This window comes from Pseudomonas sp. TSO6, from assembly GCF_056098905.1.
In genome coordinates this window covers 1-18369 of record NZ_JBLZWV010000003.1, presented here as the reverse complement: position 1 = coordinate 18369, position 18369 = coordinate 1, and the positions used below count along the sequence as shown (strand labels likewise).

Annotated in this window: 9 protein-coding genes and 1 rRNA gene; 6 read left to right on the top strand and 4 right to left on the bottom strand. The window is 60.5% G+C overall.

Annotation, left to right across the window (positions count from 1 at the left end; genetic code table 11):
* On the bottom strand, nucleotides 1–5506 hold a 5506-nt coding region (locus tag ACN6NG_RS00545; protein WP_474312738.1), incomplete at its 3' end, for a retention module-containing protein.
* A 1002-nt stretch (nucleotides 5507–6508) separates the two neighbouring features.
* Between ACN6NG_RS00545 and ACN6NG_RS00540 the strand changes: the two genes are divergently transcribed.
* Both ACN6NG_RS00540 and ACN6NG_RS00535 read left to right on the top strand, forming a co-directional pair.
* On the top strand, nucleotides 6509–8665 hold the full coding sequence (locus tag ACN6NG_RS00540) for a type I secretion system permease/ATPase (protein WP_019471019.1): 2157 nt from the start codon (nucleotides 6509–6511) through the stop codon (nucleotides 8663–8665).
* A 7-nt stretch (nucleotides 8666–8672) separates the two neighbouring features.
* The gene (locus ACN6NG_RS00535; protein WP_169725173.1) at nucleotides 8673–10031 is read left to right on the top strand and encodes an HlyD family type I secretion periplasmic adaptor subunit; all 1359 of its coding nucleotides are present in this window, start codon (nucleotides 8673–8675) and stop codon (nucleotides 10029–10031) included.
* 147 nt (nucleotides 10032–10178) lie between these two features.
* Here ACN6NG_RS00535 and lapD read toward each other — a convergent pair whose 3' ends face one another.
* The gene (gene lapD, locus ACN6NG_RS00530) at nucleotides 10179–12125 is read right to left on the bottom strand and encodes a cyclic di-GMP receptor LapD (RefSeq protein ID WP_474312737.1); all 1947 of its coding nucleotides are present in this window, start codon (nucleotides 12123–12125) and stop codon (nucleotides 10179–10181) included.
* Nucleotides 12126–12135: 10 nt separating this feature from the next.
* Nucleotides 12136–12897, bottom strand: a complete 762-nt coding sequence (gene lapG, locus ACN6NG_RS00525; RefSeq protein WP_169725086.1) for a cysteine protease LapG — start codon at nucleotides 12895–12897, stop codon at nucleotides 12136–12138.
* Between the two features lie 205 nt (nucleotides 12898–13102).
* Here lapG and ACN6NG_RS00520 point away from each other — a divergent pair, with 205 nt between their 5' ends.
* From ACN6NG_RS00520 to ACN6NG_RS00505, 4 genes are all read left to right on the top strand, one after another.
* A complete protein-coding gene (locus ACN6NG_RS00520; protein WP_063426244.1) occupies nucleotides 13103–13792 on the top strand; it encodes a GntR family transcriptional regulator in 690 nt (229 codons plus the stop codon).
* A 111-nt stretch (nucleotides 13793–13903) separates the two neighbouring features.
* Entirely contained in the window at nucleotides 13904–14407 is a 504-nt protein-coding gene (locus ACN6NG_RS00515; protein ID WP_474312736.1) for a sigma-70 family RNA polymerase sigma factor, read from the top strand.
* A gap of 4 nt (nucleotides 14408–14411) precedes the next feature.
* Nucleotides 14412–15368: a FecR domain-containing protein gene (locus ACN6NG_RS00510; protein ID WP_474312735.1), complete on the top strand. Its 957-nt coding sequence runs from the start codon at nucleotides 14412–14414 to the stop codon at nucleotides 15366–15368.
* A gap of 165 nt (nucleotides 15369–15533) precedes the next feature.
* Nucleotides 15534–17948 carry a TonB-dependent siderophore receptor gene (locus tag ACN6NG_RS00505; protein WP_474312740.1) on the top strand — a complete coding sequence of 805 codons (2415 nt, stop codon included), beginning with the start codon at nucleotides 15534–15536 and terminating at the stop codon, nucleotides 17946–17948.
* 125 nt (nucleotides 17949–18073) lie between these two features.
* Here the strand turns inward: ACN6NG_RS00505 and rrf are convergent.
* Nucleotides 18074–18189, bottom strand: a 5S ribosomal RNA gene (gene rrf / locus ACN6NG_RS00500).
* Nucleotides 18190–18369 lie beyond the last annotated feature (180 nt).

The window sequence follows — 18369 nt, the reverse complement described above, 5'->3', positions numbered from 1 at the left end:
TAGCGCCAACATAGACGTTATCCGGCGCAGTTGCAGTGGCCGAGCCAGTGGTGCTGTTGGCAGCCACAACAACCGTCGTGCCATCGGTCAGCTTGAAGTACAGCTCCGAATGGTTGTTGATCGGCAGGCCGTCTTTGTTGGTCAGCGTGATGGTGTAGGTGATCTCGCCGCCTTCCGTAACCGACTGGCTTGCGGTCAGCTTCGCGATCACTTCGTCGGTGGTGTCGGTGACATCCACTTTCGCAGCGCCGCCCAGCTCCAGGTTTTCGAAGGTACGACCGTCAACGTCCAGAGCGGACTTGATGCCCAAGCTGATCTCGCCAGCATCTTTGTAGACGTCGTCACCTTGTGCAGCATGCTCGTAAGGCGCGCTGGTGTCGCCAGCCTTGATGGTGACCTGGGCATTGTTGCTCAGGGTCACGACCAGGTCGTGGGCCAGGGCGGTGTTGATGTGCACGGTGAACGTCGGTTTGACGTTCTCGGCTACCGAAGTCTGGTCGGCAGTGATGGTGACCTTGACCAGGTCGCCTTCGTTGCCCGGAGTGCCTGGCTCGTCAGTAACGGTGGTGCTGACCGGGGTTTTGTCCAGGGTCAGTTGCTCGAACTTGCCGACGTCAGCGCCCGCAACGGTCGCGATCGACTGTACCACCGGGGTGTTGCTGCCAACGTAAACATTGTCCGGAGCAGTGACAGTGATCGAACCAGTAGTGCCATTGGCCGGTACGGTGATGACGGTTTTACCGTCGCTCAGCGTGAAGGTCAGGGCGCCATGGTTGTTGATCGGCAGACCGTCTTTGTTGGTCAGCGTGATGGTGTAGGTGATCTCGCCGCCTTCGGTAACCGAAGGGGTCGCGGTCAGCTTCGCCACGACTTCGTCGGTGGTATCGGTCACTTGAACGGTAGCGGCACCGCCCAGTTGCAGGTTCTCGAAGGTAGCGCCGGTGGCGTCTACAGCCGAATTGATGCCCAGGCTGATCTGGCCAGCGTCATTGTAAACGTCATCGCCTTGTGCAACGTGCTCGTATGGCGCGCTGGTGTCGCCCGCCTTGATGGTGACCTGCACGTTGTTGCTCAGGGTCACGACCAGGTCGTGGTCCAGCGGTTGGTTGACGTGTACGGTGAACGTCGGTTTGACGTTCTCGGCGACCGAAGTCTGGTCGGCAGTGATGGTGACCTTGACCAGGTCGCCTTCGTTGCCTGGGGTGCCTGGCTCGTCAGTAACCTGGGTGCTGACCGGGGTCTTGTCCAGGTTCAGGTTTTCAAACTTCCACGCGTCCGCGCCGCTGACGGCGTCGATGGCATTGACCACCGGCTGGTTAGTCCCGACATAGACGTTATCCGGCGCAGTTGCAGTGGCCGAGCCAGTGGTGCTGTTGGCCGCGACGACAACAGTGGTGCCATCGGTCAGCTTGAAATACAGCTCCGAATGGTTGTTGATCGGCAGGCCGTCTTTGTTGGTCAGCGTGATGGTGTAGGTGATCTCGCCACCTTCGGTAACCGAAGGCGTCGCGGTCAGCTTGGCTACCACTTCGTCGATGGTGTCGGTCACCTTGACCGAAGCGTCACCGCCCAACTGCAGGTTCTCGAAGGCAGCGCCGGTGGCGTCCACCGCCGACTTGATGCCGAGGGAAATTTCGCCGGCGTCCTGGTAGACGTCATCGCCCTGCGCAGCGTGCTCGTACGGCGCGCTGGTTTCGCCGGCCTTGATGGTGACCTGAGCGTTGTTGCTCAAGGTCACGACCAGGTCGTGGGCCAGGGCGGTGTTGATGTGCACGGTGAAGGTCGGTTTGACGTTCTCGGCAACCGATACCTGGTCAGCAGTGATGGTGACCTTGACGATATCGCCTTCGTTGTTCCCGCCTGGGTTGCCAGGAGTACCTGGCTCGTCGGTAACCTGGGTGCTGACCGGAGTCTTGTCCAGATTCAGGTTTTCAAACTTCCACGCATCCGCGCCGCTGACGGCATCGATAGCGTTAACTACCGGCTGGTTAGCACCAACATAGACGTTATCCGGAGCGGTTGCAGTGGCCGAGCCGGTGGTGCTGTTCGCGGGCACGATGACAGTGGTGCCATCGGTCAGCTTGAAGTACAGCTCTGCGTGGTTGTTGATCGGCAGGCCGTCTTTGTTGGTTAGCGTGATCGTGTAGGTGATCTCGCCGCCTTCGGTGACCGAAGGCGTCGCAGTCAACTTGGCCACAACCTCGTCGACGGTGTCGGTCACTTGAACGGTAGCGGCACCGCCCAGTTGCAGGTTTTCGAAAGTAGCGCCGGTGGCGTCTACAGCCGAATTGATGCCCAGGCTGATTTCGCCGGAGTCTTTGTAGACGTCATCGCCCTGCGCGTCGTGGGTGTACGGCGCGCTGGTTTCGCCGGCCTTGATGGTGACCTGGGCGTTGTTGCTCAGGGTCACGACCAGGTCGTGGTCCAGCGGCTGGTTGATGTGCACGGTGAACGTCGGTTTGACGTTTTCCGCCACCGAAGTCTGGTCGGCCGTGATGGTAACCTTGACCAGGTCGCCTTCGTTGCCCGGAGTGCCTGGCTCATCAGTAACGGTGGTGCTGACCGGGGTTTTGTCCAGGGTCAGTTGCTCGAACTTGCCGACATCAGCGCCAGCAACAGTTGCGATCGACTGTACCACCGGGGTGTTGCTGCCAACGTAAACGTTGTCCGGAGCAGTAACAGTGATCGAACCAGTAGTGCCGTTGGCCGGTACGGTGATGACGGTTTTACCGTCGCTCAGCGTGAAGGTCAGGGCGCCATGGTTGTTGATCGGCAGACCGTCTTTGTTGGTCAGGGTGATGGTGTAGGTGATCTCGCCGCCTTCGGTCACCGAAGGGGTGGCGGTCAGCTTAGCCACAACTTCACTGATAGTGTCCGAGATCTCAACGGTAGCCGGGCCACCCAAGGCCAGCTTCTCGAAAGTGGCACCTGGAACGGTAGCGTCGGTAACGCTGAGGGTGATGGAGCCAGCGTCGTGATAGACGTCATCACCCTGAGCCGGGGTCTTGTACTCGACTTCGGTCTTACCGGCTTCGATCGTCACGGTGTCGCCGTTCGACAGAGTGACGGTCAACGGACGGTCCAGCGCCTGGCTTACTTTCACAGTAAAGGAAGGTTGCTGGTCTTCGGTCACATTGCCATTGCTGACGATGCTTACGGTGACGGTATCGACGCTGTCATTGATGACAGTCGAAGCTGGAGTCGGATTCGGGGTCAGTTGCTCGAAGTTACCGCCAGTGGCGTTCTCGATGGTGACGCTGACGGTCGAGCCGTTGTTGTAGACGTCGTTCGCCGGGGTCTGGAAGTCGACACTGCCCTGGGTTTTGCCGGCTTCAACGGTAATGGTCTGGCCGTTGGACAGGGTCACGGTTACCGGCGTCTGGGCAGGGTTGCTCAGGGTCACGGTGTAGGTGATCACGCCACCTTCAGTAACGCTTGGCGAAGCAGTCAAAGTCGCAGTGGTGGTGTCGACCGAATCGTTGATCGTGGTCTGAGCCGGGGTCGGGTTCGGGGTCAGCTGCTCGAAGTTGCCGCCGGTGGCGTTTTCGATGGTGACGCTGACGGTCGAGCCGTTGTTGTAGACGTCGTTCGCCGGGGTCTGGAAGTCGACACTGCCCTGGGTTTTGCCGGCCTCAACGGTGATGGTCTGGCCGTTGGACAGGGTCACTGTCACCGGAGTCTGGGCAGGGTTGCTCAAGGTCACGGTGTAGGTGATTACGCCACCTTCAGTGACGCTTGGCGAAGCGGTCAGGGTCGCAGTGGTGTTATCGACCGAATCGTTGATCGTGGTCTGAGCCGGGGTCGGGTTCGGGGTCAGCTGCTCGAAGTTGCCGCCGGTGGCGTTTTCGATGGTGACGCTGACGGTCGAGCCGTTGTTGTAGACGTCGTTCGCCGGGGTCTGGAAATCAACGCTGCCCTGGGTTTTGCCGGCCTCAACGGTGATGGTCTGGCCGTTGGACAGTGTCACAGTCACCGGCGTCTGGGCAGGGTTGCTCAGGGTCACGGTGTAGGTAATTACGCCACCTTCGGTCACCGACGGGCTCGCCGTCAGGGTTGCGGTGGTGGTGTCTACCGAATCGTTGATCGTGGTCTGAGCCGGAGTCGGATTCGGCGTCAGTTGCTCGAAGTTGCCGCCGGTGGCGTTTTCGATGGTGACGTTGACGGTCGAGCCGTTGTTGTAGACGTCGTTCGCCGGGGTCTGGAAATCAACGCTGCCCTGGGTTTTGCCGGCCTCAACGGTGATGGTCTGGCCGTTGGACAGGGTCACAGTCACCGGAGTCTGGGCAGGGTTGCTCAAGGTCACGGTGTAGGTAATCACGCCGCCTTCAGTGACGCTCGGCGAAGCAGTCAGAGTGGCGGTCGTGTTATCGACCGAGTCACTGATTACCGTCTCAGCCGGTGCAGGGTTCGGCGTCAGTTGCTCGAAGTTGCCACCGGTAGCGCCGGTGATCGTGGTGCTGACGGTCGAACCGTTGTTGTAGACGTCGTTCGCCGGCGTCTGGAAGTCGACACTGCCCTGGGTCTTGCCAGCCTCGATGGTGATTACCTGCCCATTGGACAAGGTCACAGTCACCGGCGTCTGGGCAGGGTTGCTCAGGGTCACGGTGTAGGTGATCACGCCACCTTCGGTCACCGACGGATTCGCCGTCAGCGTCGCAGTGGTGGTGTCGATGGTATCGGTAACCTGGGTGACTGCCGGCGTTTGCGGCACCGTCACCGTCAGGCCGTTGCCGCCCGTGGTACCCGTTACAGTTGCCGAGATCTGGCCACCGTCGATATAAGGCGTGTCATTTGCCGGGACCACGACATTGACGCTGCCGCTGGTCTGCCCTGCCGGGATGACGATAACGGCACCGTTGGACAGGGTGACGACCAGGTTGGTGGTCGGCGCCTGGCCAACCGTGGCGGTATAGACGATTACGCCACCCGCTTCGCTGATGGAAGGAGTGGCGCCAAGAATCAGGTCGGTAGCAACGTTGGTGTCGATCGTCGGCGTAGTCACTTGGTTATTGCTGGTGGTATCCAGCAAGCCAACCTCTTCGCTGTCGAGCACGGTAGCAAAGCCCAGCCCTTCCGTCGGGAAGCCAACGGTAGCATCGACCCGACCCGCGGTTTCTTCGAGCATCACGAAGCTGTGACCACCGCCAAGCGCGCCGCCGCCGCCCGCTGCGGACGGGCCGGCTGCGGTGGCTTCAAGCTCGGTAGTCGGGTCGACACCGGCCGCGATCGCCTGTTGCAGCTCTTCTACCGACGGCGCGGCCTGTGCGGTCGCCTGGCTCAGGTCGGTGCTGCTGTCAGGCGCATCGGCGCTCCACTGGCTGTCGCGGCCCAGGTCAAGCAGACGGCCATCGGCCAGCTCCAAAGTAACTGCGCCGCCCGGGCCAGTGAGCACTTCCTCACCTGCCAGCAGGCGGTCCCCTTCGATGAGCACACGACGAATGCCCTCTGGGGATACCGCAATAACCTGGCCGACAATGCTTTTGACGATGGCTACAACGCTGCTCATTGGACTCTCCGTGTGACCCTATGGGTACTTCCATGCCAGAGCGGCACTCGCAAGCCACTGCAGGCGGAACTATGTCGATGATCTCTTGACGCTTTATTGCGTCAATTTTTCGTCTATAACTATTTGGAATTACTTAAATGCCAAACTATTGACCTTATAGAGGCCATCCTAAACAATCGGCAATGTAATGTCACATTGATATTTGTACCTTAGCCAACCGTTCATTGAGGACAAATGTCGTACATCATCGAAAGCGTGCTCAACGCTAGTTCCAGCAACGTTTTTAACGCCTGGACATCGGCATTTAATGCTACAGAACAGCCGCCCCTCGGCAACCGTCAAACGTGCACGCGTCAATTTTCAGATTACTTTCGCGCCCGAGGCTGCTAACTCCCTACAAGCACAAACCTTGCCTGAAACCGGACAGGCCGGGGCGTCAAAACGAGGCAACATGGGGGCTGTATAGGGTTCGAGCCAACGCCAGCCTTTTACAGCGCCCGGCCTGCAACAATGCTTTATCGCAGATCAGACAGATAGAGAACGATTGCGCAGATACTGACACGGCGATGATGGCAAACCCTTGACGATTTCTGAACCAGCGCCAAGCGTGCAAGCAGACTTTGTACGATGAATTTTAACGATCAGCACTTTTAAAACCGTCAACAAATCAGCGCCCATTAAATGACGAAGACAAAGATCGATCATAGGCGGCCCACTCACTGTCTGGCGGGCAGGCTATGCTGCTGAAAGTGCTTCAACCTGTACCCACACCGGATCAAAAATGAAACACCCACTGCCCGGGGCAGTCTGGTAGCAATGAACGACGTACAATTGTTTACTCAGTATCGATTCGAGGCGACCATTGGCCGTCTGCTCAGCCATAAGGGCGTCGTAGCCCCTACCTACACCGCTTTGCAGCACCATTGAACGCCAGGGCGAGCCGGCCAGACCTTAACGGCGGCACACCCACCCCACCCACCACAAGGATGAAGAGAGCGCCGCGTGGAATCTGAAGTCAGTCGAGTCCAACTCAGCCATGATCCACGCAGTCAGCATGACGATCCCTTGCTGGATAGCCTGCTGAGCCTGTGTGTCCTGCACCAGAAACCCGCCAGCCGGGTCATGCTGACCACCGGCCTGCCGCTGCCCGCCCAGCGCCTGAGCCCTGAGCTGCTGCCCCGTGCCGCCGCCCGGGCCGGCCTGCAAGGGCGTCTGCTGCAGCGCAAGCTGGAGCAGATCCCGAGCATCGCCATGCCGGCGATGCTACTGCTGAAGGAAGGCCGCAGTGCCGTCCTGCTGGGCTGGGAGAACGAAGATACCGCGCGCCTGTTGCTCAGTGAGAGCGACGGCGGCGAGGTGCATGTCAGCCGCGAAGCCCTGCAAAGCGACTATAGCGGCAGGGTGTTCTTCGCCCAGCCGCAGCACAAGTTCGACGTCAACCACGGCAACCTCATCCCGCGGGCAAAGTCGTGGTTCCGCGATACCCTGCTGCGCAGCAAATGGCTGTATATCGACGCCATCGCCGCCAGCCTGGTGATCAACCTGATCGCCCTGGCTGCGCCGCTGTTTGTGATGAACGTGTATGACCGTGTGGTGCCCAACCAGGCAACGTCAACGCTCTGGGTGCTGGCCATCGGTATCGCCGGCGCCTACATCTTCGACCTGATCCTCAAGGGGCTGCGAGGCCTTTGCCTAGACCTGGCCGGCAAGAAGACCGACCTGATCATCTCGGCGACGCTGTTCGAGCGCATCGTCGGCATGTCGATGAAGTACCGCCCGGCCAGGGTCGGCAGCTTTGCCCAGAATATTCACGAGTTCCAGGGCCTGCGCGACTTCCTCGCCTCATTGACCCTGACCAGCCTGATCGACCTGCCGTTCACCATTCTTATCCTGATCGTCATCGCCATCATTGGCGGGCACCTGGTGTGGATCCCGATCATTGCCTTCCCGCTGGCCCTGGGCATCGGCTATGCCTTGCAACGGCCGCTGATGGCGACCATGGAGCGGACCATGGCCCTGGCCTCCGAACGCCAGTCCAGCCTGATCGAAACCCTGGCCGGCCTGGATGCGGTAAAGGTCAACAACGCCGAAAGCGAACGCCAGTACATGTGGGAGCAGACCCTCGGCACCCTCAGCCGCCTGGAATTGCGCGTGAAGGTGCTATCGAGCCTGGCGATGAACATCACCATGCTCATCCAGCAGCTGGCTGGCGTTGCAATGATCTGCGTCGGCGTGTACCTGATCATCGACGGCAACTTGAGCATGGGCGGTCTGGTGGCGTGCTACATGCTTAGCGGTCGGGCGCTCGGGCCACTGGCCTCGCTCAACGGCTTGCTTGCCCGCTACCAGCAAGCCAAGGTCACCATGGTGGCCACAGACCACATGATGGAACTGCCGCAAGAGCGCAACTTCGAGGAGCGCCCGCTGAGCCGCAAGGTACTGCAGGGTAGTGTCGAGTTCCGCGGGGTTGATTTCACCTACCCGAACCAGCAGAACCTGGCGCTGAAGAACATCAACCTGACCATCCGCCCCGGCGAAAAAGTCGGCATCATCGGGCGCAGTGGCTCGGGCAAGAGCTCGCTGGCCAAGCTCATCGTCGGCCTGTACGAGGCCGATGGCGGCTCGCTGCTGGTCGATGGCGTGGACATTCGCCAGATCGACGTCAGCGAACTGCGCCACAACATCGGCTATGTACCGCAGGACATCCAGCTGTTGGCTGGTACCCTGCGCGACAACCTGGTCAGCGGTGCCCGTTACATCGAGGACGAACTGATCCTGCAGGCCGCCGAGCTGGCGGGTGTGCATGAATTTGCCCGTTTGCACCCGGACGGTTACGAGCTGCAAGTGGGTGAACGCGGGCAGAACCTGTCCGGCGGCCAGCGGCAGAACGTGGCGCTGGGCCGCGCGCTGCTGCTCAACCCGCAAATCCTGTTGCTGGACGAGCCGACCAGTGCCATGGACAACACCGGCGAGGAGCGTCTCAAGCAGCGCCTGCAAGCGGTGGTGGAAGGCAAGACGGTACTGTTGGTCACGCACCGTGCCTCGCTGCTATCCCTGGTGGACCGGCTGATCGTGATCGATCGCGGGCAGATTGTCGCCGACGGCCCGAAAGCCGCGGTCATGGATGCGCTGAAGAAGGGGCAGATCAGTGTTGCATAAGCTGGATATGGGGCAATTCAAGGATGGCCTGCGGCGCTACTTCAAAGGTTCCGACTCACTGGGCGGCCAGCCGCTGCCAGAGGTCAACAAGGCCCTGATCGAAGATGCACCGCGGGTTGTGCGGCTGACCATCTGGGGCGTGATCCTGTTCTTCGTGTTCTTGATCGTGTGGGCCAGCGTCGCCCCCATCGACGAGGTCACGCGAGGTGAAGGCAAGGCCATTCCGTCGTCCAAGGTGCAGAAGATCCAGAACCTGGAGGGCGGTATCGTCGCCGAAATCTTCGCCAAGGAAGGGCAGATTGTCGAAATTGGCCAGCCATTGCTGCGCCTGGATGAAACCCGCTTCGCCTCCAACGTTGGTGAGACCGAGGCTGACCGCCAATCCATGGCCCTGCGGGTCGAACGCCTCAGTGCCGAGGTAGAGGACCGCCCGCTGAAGATCGACGAAGAACTGCGCAAAGCCGCGCCAAGCCAGGCGGCCAGTGAAGAGTCGCTGTACCAGAGCCGGCGCCAGCAACTGCAGGACGAAATTGGCGGCCTGCAGCAGCAGCTGGTTCAGCGCCAGCAAGAGCTGCGTGAATACAGCTCCAAACGCGCCCAGTACGCCAACAGCCTGGAGTTGCTGCGCAAGGAAATCGGCATGTCAGAACCGCTGGTGGCAACTGGCGCAATCTCCCAGGTCGAAGTGCTGCGCCTGCGCCGTGCCGAAGTGGAGAACCGTGGCCAGCTGGACTCCACTGCGCTGGCCATCCCGCGTGCCGAGGCGGCCATACGCGAGGTACAGAGCAAGATCGAGGAAACCCGAGGCAAATTCCGCAGTGAAGCGCTGACCCAGCTGAACGAGGCGCGCACCGAGCTGAACAAGGCCACAGCCACCAGCAAGGCTCTGGACGATCGGGTGCACCGCACCATGGTCACTTCGCCTGTACGCGGTATCGTCAAGCAGATGCTGGTCAATACCATTGGTGGGGTGATCCAGCCTGGCAGCGATATCATTGAAGTGGTACCACTGGACGACACGCTGGTCATCGAAGCGAAGATCCTGCCCAAGGACATCGCTTTCCTGCACCCTGGCCAGGAGGCGACCGTCAAGTTCACGGCCTACGACTACACCATCTACGGTGGGCTCAAGGCCAAGCTGGAGCAGATTGGTGCTGACACCATCACCGACGAAGACAAGAAGACCACCTACTACCTGATCAAGCTGCGCACCGACCGCAGCCACCTGGGGACTGACGAGAAGCCGCTGCTGATCATCCCAGGGATGGTGGCGACGGTGGATATCATGACCGGCAAGAAGACCATCATGAGCTACTTGCTCAAGCCGATCATGAAGGCGCGTTCGGAGGCGCTGCGCGAGCGCTGATGAGTTTGGCCACTGCTTTCTAGTGGCTCCTCTGGCCCTATCGCCGACAAGCCAGCTCCCACAGGTACCGCACTGGCTTTGAAGTCGGTGCAGTACCTGTGGGAGCTGGCTTGCCGGCGATAAGGCCGGAACTGCCAGTACGAGAACTCAGCTCCAGGGCGCAGGTTCACCTACCAGCTGGCCCTGTATCCCGCCTACCCCCATCTCCTGCAGCACCCGCCGCTCCCCTTCTGTCTCGACCCGCTCGGCAATCAGCGGCAAGTCGATGCTGTGCGCTGCACGCTGGATCGCCTCGATGAACAGCCGCTTGTGCTGCTCATGGTCGATGTTGCGGATGTAGCTGCCGTCAATTTTCAGGTACGCCAAGCCCAGGTGGGCCAGGTTGCCGATCATGCTGAAGCGCCCGCCAAAGCGCTGCAGCGCCAAGCCAAAACCCAGCCCGTGCAGGCGCCGGGTGAGTTGCTCCAGAGCCGTCTGCTCAGGCAACTGCTCCTCGCCAATTTCAAAAACCAGCCGCGGGCCGAGCGCCGCATTCTGGCCGAGCAGTTCAAAGATGCGGTGCAGGGCCTTGGGGTCGGCCAATGTAGCGGCGGACAGGTTCAGCGCCAGCACCTGGTCATGCCCACGCAGGTGCGCCAATACTTTCTCCAGCACCAGCACGTCCAGCCGCGGCATCCAGCCGAAGCGCTCCAGCCAGGGCAGGAAGCGACCCGCCGGCAGTGCCTCGCCCTGGCCATCCTGCAAGCGCGAAATCACTTTGTGATGCAGTACCCGTTGCACCGAAGTGCAATCCACCACCGGCTGGAAGAACAGCTCGAAATGCCCATTTTTGAACGCCTGATCGAGCCGCTCGTGCCAGGCGTGCTGGCTATCGGCAGCAACGGCGGCCACACCTTGTTCAAGGCACACCCACCCCGGCGTTGGCTGGTTTTCGGCACGGGCCAGGGCCTCATCGGCGAGCTTCAGCAAAGCCTGTGGAGAATCACCGGGGCTGAACGGCGCGAGGCCGATACAGGCCACCGGGTCGATATCACTGGCACCGGTCTCATGCAGGCTTTGCAGCGTCGCTTCCAGTGCCTGGGCAAGGTGTACTGCCTCTTCATGCACCATGCCCGGCGCCAGCACAGCGAACTCGCCACCGCGGCTGCGGGAAATCAGGTCGTTGGTTTCCGGGAAGCTGGCACAGGTACGGCGCAACTGCTCACCCACGGCCTGCAGCAACTGGTCGGTACGCTGGCCGCCAAGGCGTGCGTTCAGCCCCGCCAACCCTTGGACACGCAGTAACAGCAAGTAGCCGGCGCGCGCGTCCTCCAGGTTGCTTACCCGGGTGTTCAGCTGCATTTCGAAATAGCGGCGGTTCGATAGCCCGGTGAGGCTGTCCTGGTAGGACTCCGCACGCAGCCGTTCGCTGCGCTCGGCCTGCTCGGTGAACAACGCCTTGAGCTTCTCGACCATCTGGTTCATCGCCTGGACCACACGGCGCAGCTCCGGTGTGCGCGGCAAATCCGGCAGGCTGAGGAACTCGCGGCGCGCAATGGCGTGGGATTGCTCAACCATGTAGTCCAGCGGCCGCAACTGGCGGCGCAACAGCAAGGCGCCGAGCACGGCACTGGCTGCACCGCATAGCAGCAACCAGCCCAAGCTGCCCAGGGCGCTTTGCCAGAGTTTGGCAATGGCAAACATGGGGTGGCTGATCACTTCTACCCGCGCGGCCTGCTGCCAGCCGCGGCTGACAATGGCGTCGCCACCGGCGGCCTCAAGGCCGATCAAGTGCACGAACCAGGCTGGTACTCCGCCAGGGTCCGGCTCGGCGTGGCGCTCCACCAACACGGCATTGGAGGCCAGGTCGACCACCTTGATGCTTGCATAGTAACCACTGTCGAAGATCGAGCTGACCATCAGCTCGACCATCGCCGGGTCGTCGATATTCGGCGTCAGCGACAGCGCCAGGGCGGTCGCTGCATCCTGGGCGTGCGAGCGCAGCTGGTTGACGTACTGGCTGCGCGAGCTTTCCAGGCTGACCATGAAACTGCCACTGAAGGCGACCACCAGGAACAGGCAAATGGCCAACAGCAATTGTTTGAACAGTGACATCTGTGCTCCTTCAGTAAACCGGCTCGGCCGGGAACCCTTCGGCCTGCATTTTCTTCAGCAAATCCTGCCAGCGTGACAGCCGCTTGGTGTCGCCGACCTTCTTGTTGCCTGCGGCGCCCGTCAACCACAACCCCTCGCCATTGAAGGCATACACCGGCAGCAGGTCGGCACGTTGGCTTGCCGGCTTGATGGCATCCATGAGGCTGTCGAGCACCAAAGGCTGGGCCTGTGGGTTTGAATAATAAGTCAGGACCATGTGCGCGCGATTCTGCCGCAACGCCTTGACGTAGGTGATGCGCAGTTTTTCGCTGGGGATGCCCATGCGCCGCAGGCTGAAATACTTGGCGATGGCGTAGTCCTCGCAGTCCCCGGCACCTTTGATCAGTGCCTGCACCGGTGTGGCCCAGTAGTCGACCTCATGCCACAGGTCTATATCCTCGACATAGCGCAATTGCTGGTTGAAAAACCGGTTGACCACTTGCAGCTGCTCAAGCTCTGTACCCTGCTTTTGCGTGGCCATCAGGTTCTGCCAGGCATCGATACGGCCCTGCCCGGCACCCAGAGGGCCATACAAGGCTTGCGACTTGCGGCTGATCTGGGAGAAATCCCAATCCGCGTGCAAGCCGCCCAGCAGCAGACTGCCCAGCAGCGCGGCAAAGGCGACACGTCGCACAACGGTTTTGAACATCCAGGATATCGCCACTGCCAAGCCCTGTGCAGGCCAGTCGAAAGCAGCGATGGTGCGGCTTGCCACTGCAAAAAACAATGGCACCCTGCAATCATGCATCCGCCTGTCAGCCCGCCTACACTTTCTGTTTATATCCTTCTATAGCCTGCTTCCTTTGACAGGCGACTTCATCCACCATAGCCGCGCTTTTGGGGCGCCCGTGCCAATGTGGGCCTTGGTTTGACAACTCCCATAAGCTGTAACTAGTGTCATTGGATCCAACTTTAGTCATCGTTGAGGCAGACGTCGCGTGGCCGAAAAAATCAAATTGAGCAATGTGCTGGCCAGCGAGCAGCTGTCGCCAAACCAGGCCCGTGCCGTGATCGAAGAACGCCTGCGTAGCGCCATCCTCGATGGCCGCCTGCCCCCTGGTACCGCCGTGCGACAACAAGAGCTCGCCACCTTGTTTGGCGTCAGCCGCATGCCCGTGCGCGAAGCCCTGCGCCAGCTTGAAGCGCAATCGCTGCTGAAAGTGGAGATGCACAAGGGTGCGGTGGTTGCGCCGTTGATTGACGAAGATGCGGTGGATACCTATGCCCTGCGCGTACTGCTTGAGAGCGAAGCGCTGCGCCAGTCGATCCCCCTGCTTGATGCCAGCGATATCGCCAGCGCCCGTGGCTATATTCAGCAACTGGAGAACGAAACACGCCACGCCGAAATCGGCCGCCTGAACCGTCTGTTCCACATGGCGCTGTACAGCAAGGCGTCGAACAGGAAGCTGCTGCGCCTGATTGAGAACGAACTGAACGAAGAAGAGCGCTTCCTGCGTTTTCATCTTTCATCCATGGGCCTGGGCAAGCTGACCCAGGACGATCACAACGCACTGGTAGACGCGGCAAGCGACAAGCTGGTGGATGAGGCGGTAGCCGTGCTGGCCCGGCACCTCAATAGCGGAGCGCTGGTAATCCGCAATTATCTGGATGCGCAACGGGCGCGTTAGCCCGTAACTGGCTTTACGTGCGGCGCGAGCAGATGGGTTGCAAATTGACCCTGCCACGCCAACAATGAGACTAATTATCATTCATGTCCATTGATGCCAGCGCCCTCCACTATGCCCAGCAACGACTCCGTGCAAACGCTCTACAGTGACCACCACGGCTGGTTATACGCCTGGCTGCGCAGCAAGCTGGGCAATGCCGCCGATGCCGCAGACCTGGCCCATGACACCTTCGTCCGCTTGCTGCAACGCCGCGAACACCTGCAGCTGAACACCCCTCGGGCGTTCCTGCGCACGGTAGCGCGTGGGCTGGTCATAGATCACTGGCGCCGCGAGGAACTGCACAGGGCCTACCTGGAGGCGCTGGCCCATGTGCCGCAAGCACAGTGTCCCTCGGCCGAAACCCGCGAGCTGCTGCTGGAATTGCTTGAGCGTATCGCGCGCATGCTCGACGGCCTCAAACCCAAGGTACGTCGCGCCTTCCTGCTGGCCCAATGCGAGGGGCTGAAGCACCAGGCCATTGCCGAGCAGATGGGGATCTCGGTGCGTACCGTAGAGCGGTACATTGCCGATGCGCTCTACCAATGCTATGTGCTGCGCTACGAAGACGAGTGTTGAATCAATGACTGCCGCACGCCCTGATGCAAAAGCGGTCAAACAGGCCATCCAGTGGCTGCTGCGGTTGCGCGAGAGCGGGCATGAGCCGACGCTGCAACAACAGTGCGCGCAATGGCGCAGTGCCCACCACGAACATGAGCAGGCCTGGCAACGGGTGATGCACCTGCATCAGGACCTTGACCTGCGCTGCGTCCCCGGTGCCGGGTTGGCGTTGCAAACCCTTGAAACCAGCCAGCAACGTCTGCACCGCCGGCAAGCGCTGAAGCTGCTTGGCGGCGTTGTCATGGTGGGATCGGCGACATGGCTGGCCAAAGACCTCGATGCTACCAGTGCGTGGGCGTCGGACTATGCCACCGGCACCGGTGAGCAACGCGTCTTCACCCTGCCCGATGGCTCACTGATGCAACTCAATACCCGCACTGCCGTGGACCTGGCCTTCAATGACCAGCAGCGTCTGGTCCGCCTGAAGCAGGGGGAGCTGATGATTACCTGCAACTCCGGGCATCCAGTGCTGGTACAAACCCGCGACGCCCTGCTGGAAGGCTTCGCAGGGCGCTTTGTGGCCTACCAGGACAACGATTGCACACGTGTCAGTGTCAGCCACGGCAAAGTGGCGATCCACCGGCCTGGCAATGGCCACCTTCAGTGGATTGAAGGCGGCCAGCACTGGCGCCTGGATACTCAAGGCGCTCACCCGCTGGCGCACCTGGACATGGACGCGATGGCCTGGACTGAAGGGCTGATCGTTACCCAGGACATGCGCCTGTCCGACCTCCTCGCGCAGGTCAGCCGTTATCGCCACGGTTACCTGGGCTGCAGCGACGAAATTGCCGATTTGCGCCTCTCCGGGGTGTTCCGTCTCGAAGACCCGGAGCAGCTGCTTCAGTTGCTGCCGCAAACGCTGCCCGTAAGGCTTCGCCAACGTACGCGCTGGTGGGTACGTGTAGAAAGCATGGCCTGATGAGGCCTTGACGATTTCTGGCGGGTTTTCAATCCCGGTCCGGCTAGGACAGTAAGCAAACCCTTCTGCCCTCAACACTTCAACGGACCCTTCATGCCTATCAACCCGGTGTTAACCCACACTCTCAACTTGAATGATTATCGACCTGTCCTGCAATCAGCACGCTTGCGCCATGCCATCCGGGCTGCGCTGTTTGGAACTGCCTTGGGCCTGGCCGCTGTTCCGCAACTTTGCGCAGCGGCTGAAACAGCCCAAGTGAGCCATCGCTATGCAATTCCGGCGGGCCAACTGGCCGACGTACTCAATCAGTTCGCTCGCCAGGCCGGCATTACCCTGTCAAGTACGCCTCAGCTCACCGATGGCCTGCAATCGAACGGCCTGCAGGGGCAGTATGCTACCGACCAGGCGCTGCGCCGACTGCTCAATGGCAGCGGCCTGGAAGCGGTCAGCCAGGATGGACGTAGCTATGTGTTGCAGACACAGCCCCAGGAAGCCGCCCTGTCATTACCAGACACTGATATCCGTGGGTTCACCCTCGGCAATGCGCTGGGCAGCATGGAGGGTTACAACGCCACCCACAGCCAGGTGGCGACCAAGACCAGCACGCCGTTGGTGGAAACCTCTCAATCCGTCTCGGTGGTTACTCGCCAGCAGATGGATGACCAGGGCTCACAGACCGTTGCCCAGGCCATGCGCTACACGCCTGGGGTACTGACCAACCCTTACGGTGCCACCCATCGCTACGACTATGTGGCCATGCGCGGCTTCAACGACGGTTCTGTGGATAACATCTACGTCGATGGGCTCAAGTCGATGGGCGACAACGGCACCTACAGCACCATGCAGGTAGACCCGTACTTCCTTGAGCGCATCGATATTCTCAAGGGGCCATCTTCAGTACTGTATGGGCGAAGCTCGCCAGGGGGCCTGGTCGCCCTGACCACCAAGAAGCCGCTGTTTACCCCCTACCATCAGGTTCAAGCCACGGTCGGCACCCAGGGCCAGCGTGGCATGGGTTTCGACTTCAGCGGCCCTGTAGATGACGACAAACGCATCGCCTATCGCCTGACAGGCCTGGCGGATGCGTCCGACACCCAGTTCGACCACAGCAAGGAAGAACGCTACACCATCGCTCCGGCAATCAGCGTCGACTTCACCGAAGACACCTCGCTCACGCTTCAGGCTTACCTGCAGCACGACCCTAACGGCGGGTACCACGGTGGCAACCCTGCCGACGGCATGCTGCACAAGCGCAATGGCTTGCGCTTGTCAGACCACTTCTTCGAGGGCGAGCCGGGCATCGACAACTACGAACGTACCCAGCAGTCGTTCAGCTACCAGTTCGAGCACCGCTTCAACGATGTGTTCACCGCGCGGCAGAACTTCCGTTACCAGGATTCGGACGTGTCCATGGACCAGGTGTACTCGGCCGGCTGGGCGGATGCCGACAGGAACATTCTCAACCGCGCCTATACCGGCGGCGACGAGCGCCTGCATTCGTACATCCTCGACAATATGCTGCAGGCGGAATTCTTCACCGGCGCTGCCAAACACACCCTGCTGATGGGCGCCGACTACCAGCGGCGCAAGGCCGATGTCGCATGGCGTTATGGCTCGGTCGACCCGCTGGACGCCGGCAACCCGCAGTACGGCAATGACAACCTTCAGGCACTCGGCGAAAACCGCTACCAGCGGCGCTTGCAGCAAACAGGTGTGTACCTGCAGGACCTGGTGGAGCTGGACCAGTGGCGCTTCTCCCTGGGGCTTCGCCAGGACTGGGTGAAGGTGTCGGAGGAGAATCGCGACAGCGACACCAAGGTCAGCGATCAGCGCTCCAAGTTCACCACCCGGGCCGGGGTGCTCTACCTGTTCGAGAACGGCATTGCGCCCTATGTCAGCTACTCGGAGTCGTTCAATCCCAACACCGTGTCCGACCAGGAAGGCCGCCCGCTGGCACCGACCGAGGGCACTCAATGGGAAGCAGGTATCAAGTATCAGCCTCCGGGCAGCGACAACCTGTTTACCGCATCGGTGTTCCGCATCGAGCAGGAAAACCTGGCCTCGAAGCAGCCTGACGAAAACTTCTATCGCCCGGTAGGTGAAGTACGCTCGCAAGGGCTGGAGCTAGAGGCACATGTGCAGCTGACCGACAGCCTCAAACTGCTGGGTGGCTACACCTTCACCGATATCGAATATGCCAGGTCGATGCCGAGCCTGACGTCGGGCAACCTGGACAACAAAGGCAATTCGCCAACCCAGGCACCAAAACAGATGTTCTCGCTGTGGGCTGACTACAATTTCCGCCAAGGGCCGCTGGATGGCCTGCGGCTGGGCGGTGGGGTGCGGTATGTGGGCTACAGCTGGGTAGATGCGGAGAACAGCATGAAGGTGCCTTCCTACACGTTGTTTGACGCCTCGCTGGGCTATGACCTGGGCAAGGTTGGGCTCAAGGGTGTGGATGTGCGCCTTAACGCCAACAACCTTACCAATGAAAGCTACATTACCTCATGTGCCAGCCTGAACTACTGCTACATGGGTGAAGAACGCAATGTCAGCGCCACGGTCAGCTATCAGTTCTGAAATGAAAGTGGTTGCTGATACGCGGTACGTGTAGGAGCGACCTTGTTTCGCGATCGGGCTGAAAGTGAAGGCCCGGAAAAGACAAAGCCCCTGTCTGCATTGCAGACAGGGGCTTTGGGTTTGAATCTTGACGATGACCTACTCTCACATGGGGAAACCCCACACTACCATCGGCGATGCATCGTTTCACTGCTGAGTTCGGGATGGGATCAGGTGGTTCCAATGCTCTATGGTCGTCAAGAAATTCGGTGTGCTGGCCCGTCCCTCGGACGTGCCTGCGAATCTCTGTAGTTCCTACTTAAAGACAAAACCCCTACCTGCATGTGCAGATAGGGGTTTTGCGAAATGAATCTTGACGATGACCTACTCTCACATGGGGAAACCCCACACTACCATCGGCGATGCATCGTTTCACTACTGA

Bases quoted from the DNA above. Each gene is read 5' to 3' on its own strand.
- ACN6NG_RS00535 (WP_169725173.1), top strand. From the start codon at position 8,673: ATGGGGCAATTCAAGGATGGCCTGCGGCGCTACTTCAAAGGTTCCGAC.
- lapD (WP_474312737.1), bottom strand. From the start codon at position 12,125: ATGTCACTGTTCAAACAATTGCTGTTGGCCATTTGCCTGTTCCTGGTG.
- ACN6NG_RS00515 (WP_474312736.1), top strand. From the start codon at position 13,904: ATGCCCAGCAACGACTCCGTGCAAACGCTCTACAGTGACCACCACGGC.
- ACN6NG_RS00510 (WP_474312735.1), top strand. From the start codon at position 14,412: ATGACTGCCGCACGCCCTGATGCAAAAGCGGTCAAACAGGCCATCCAG.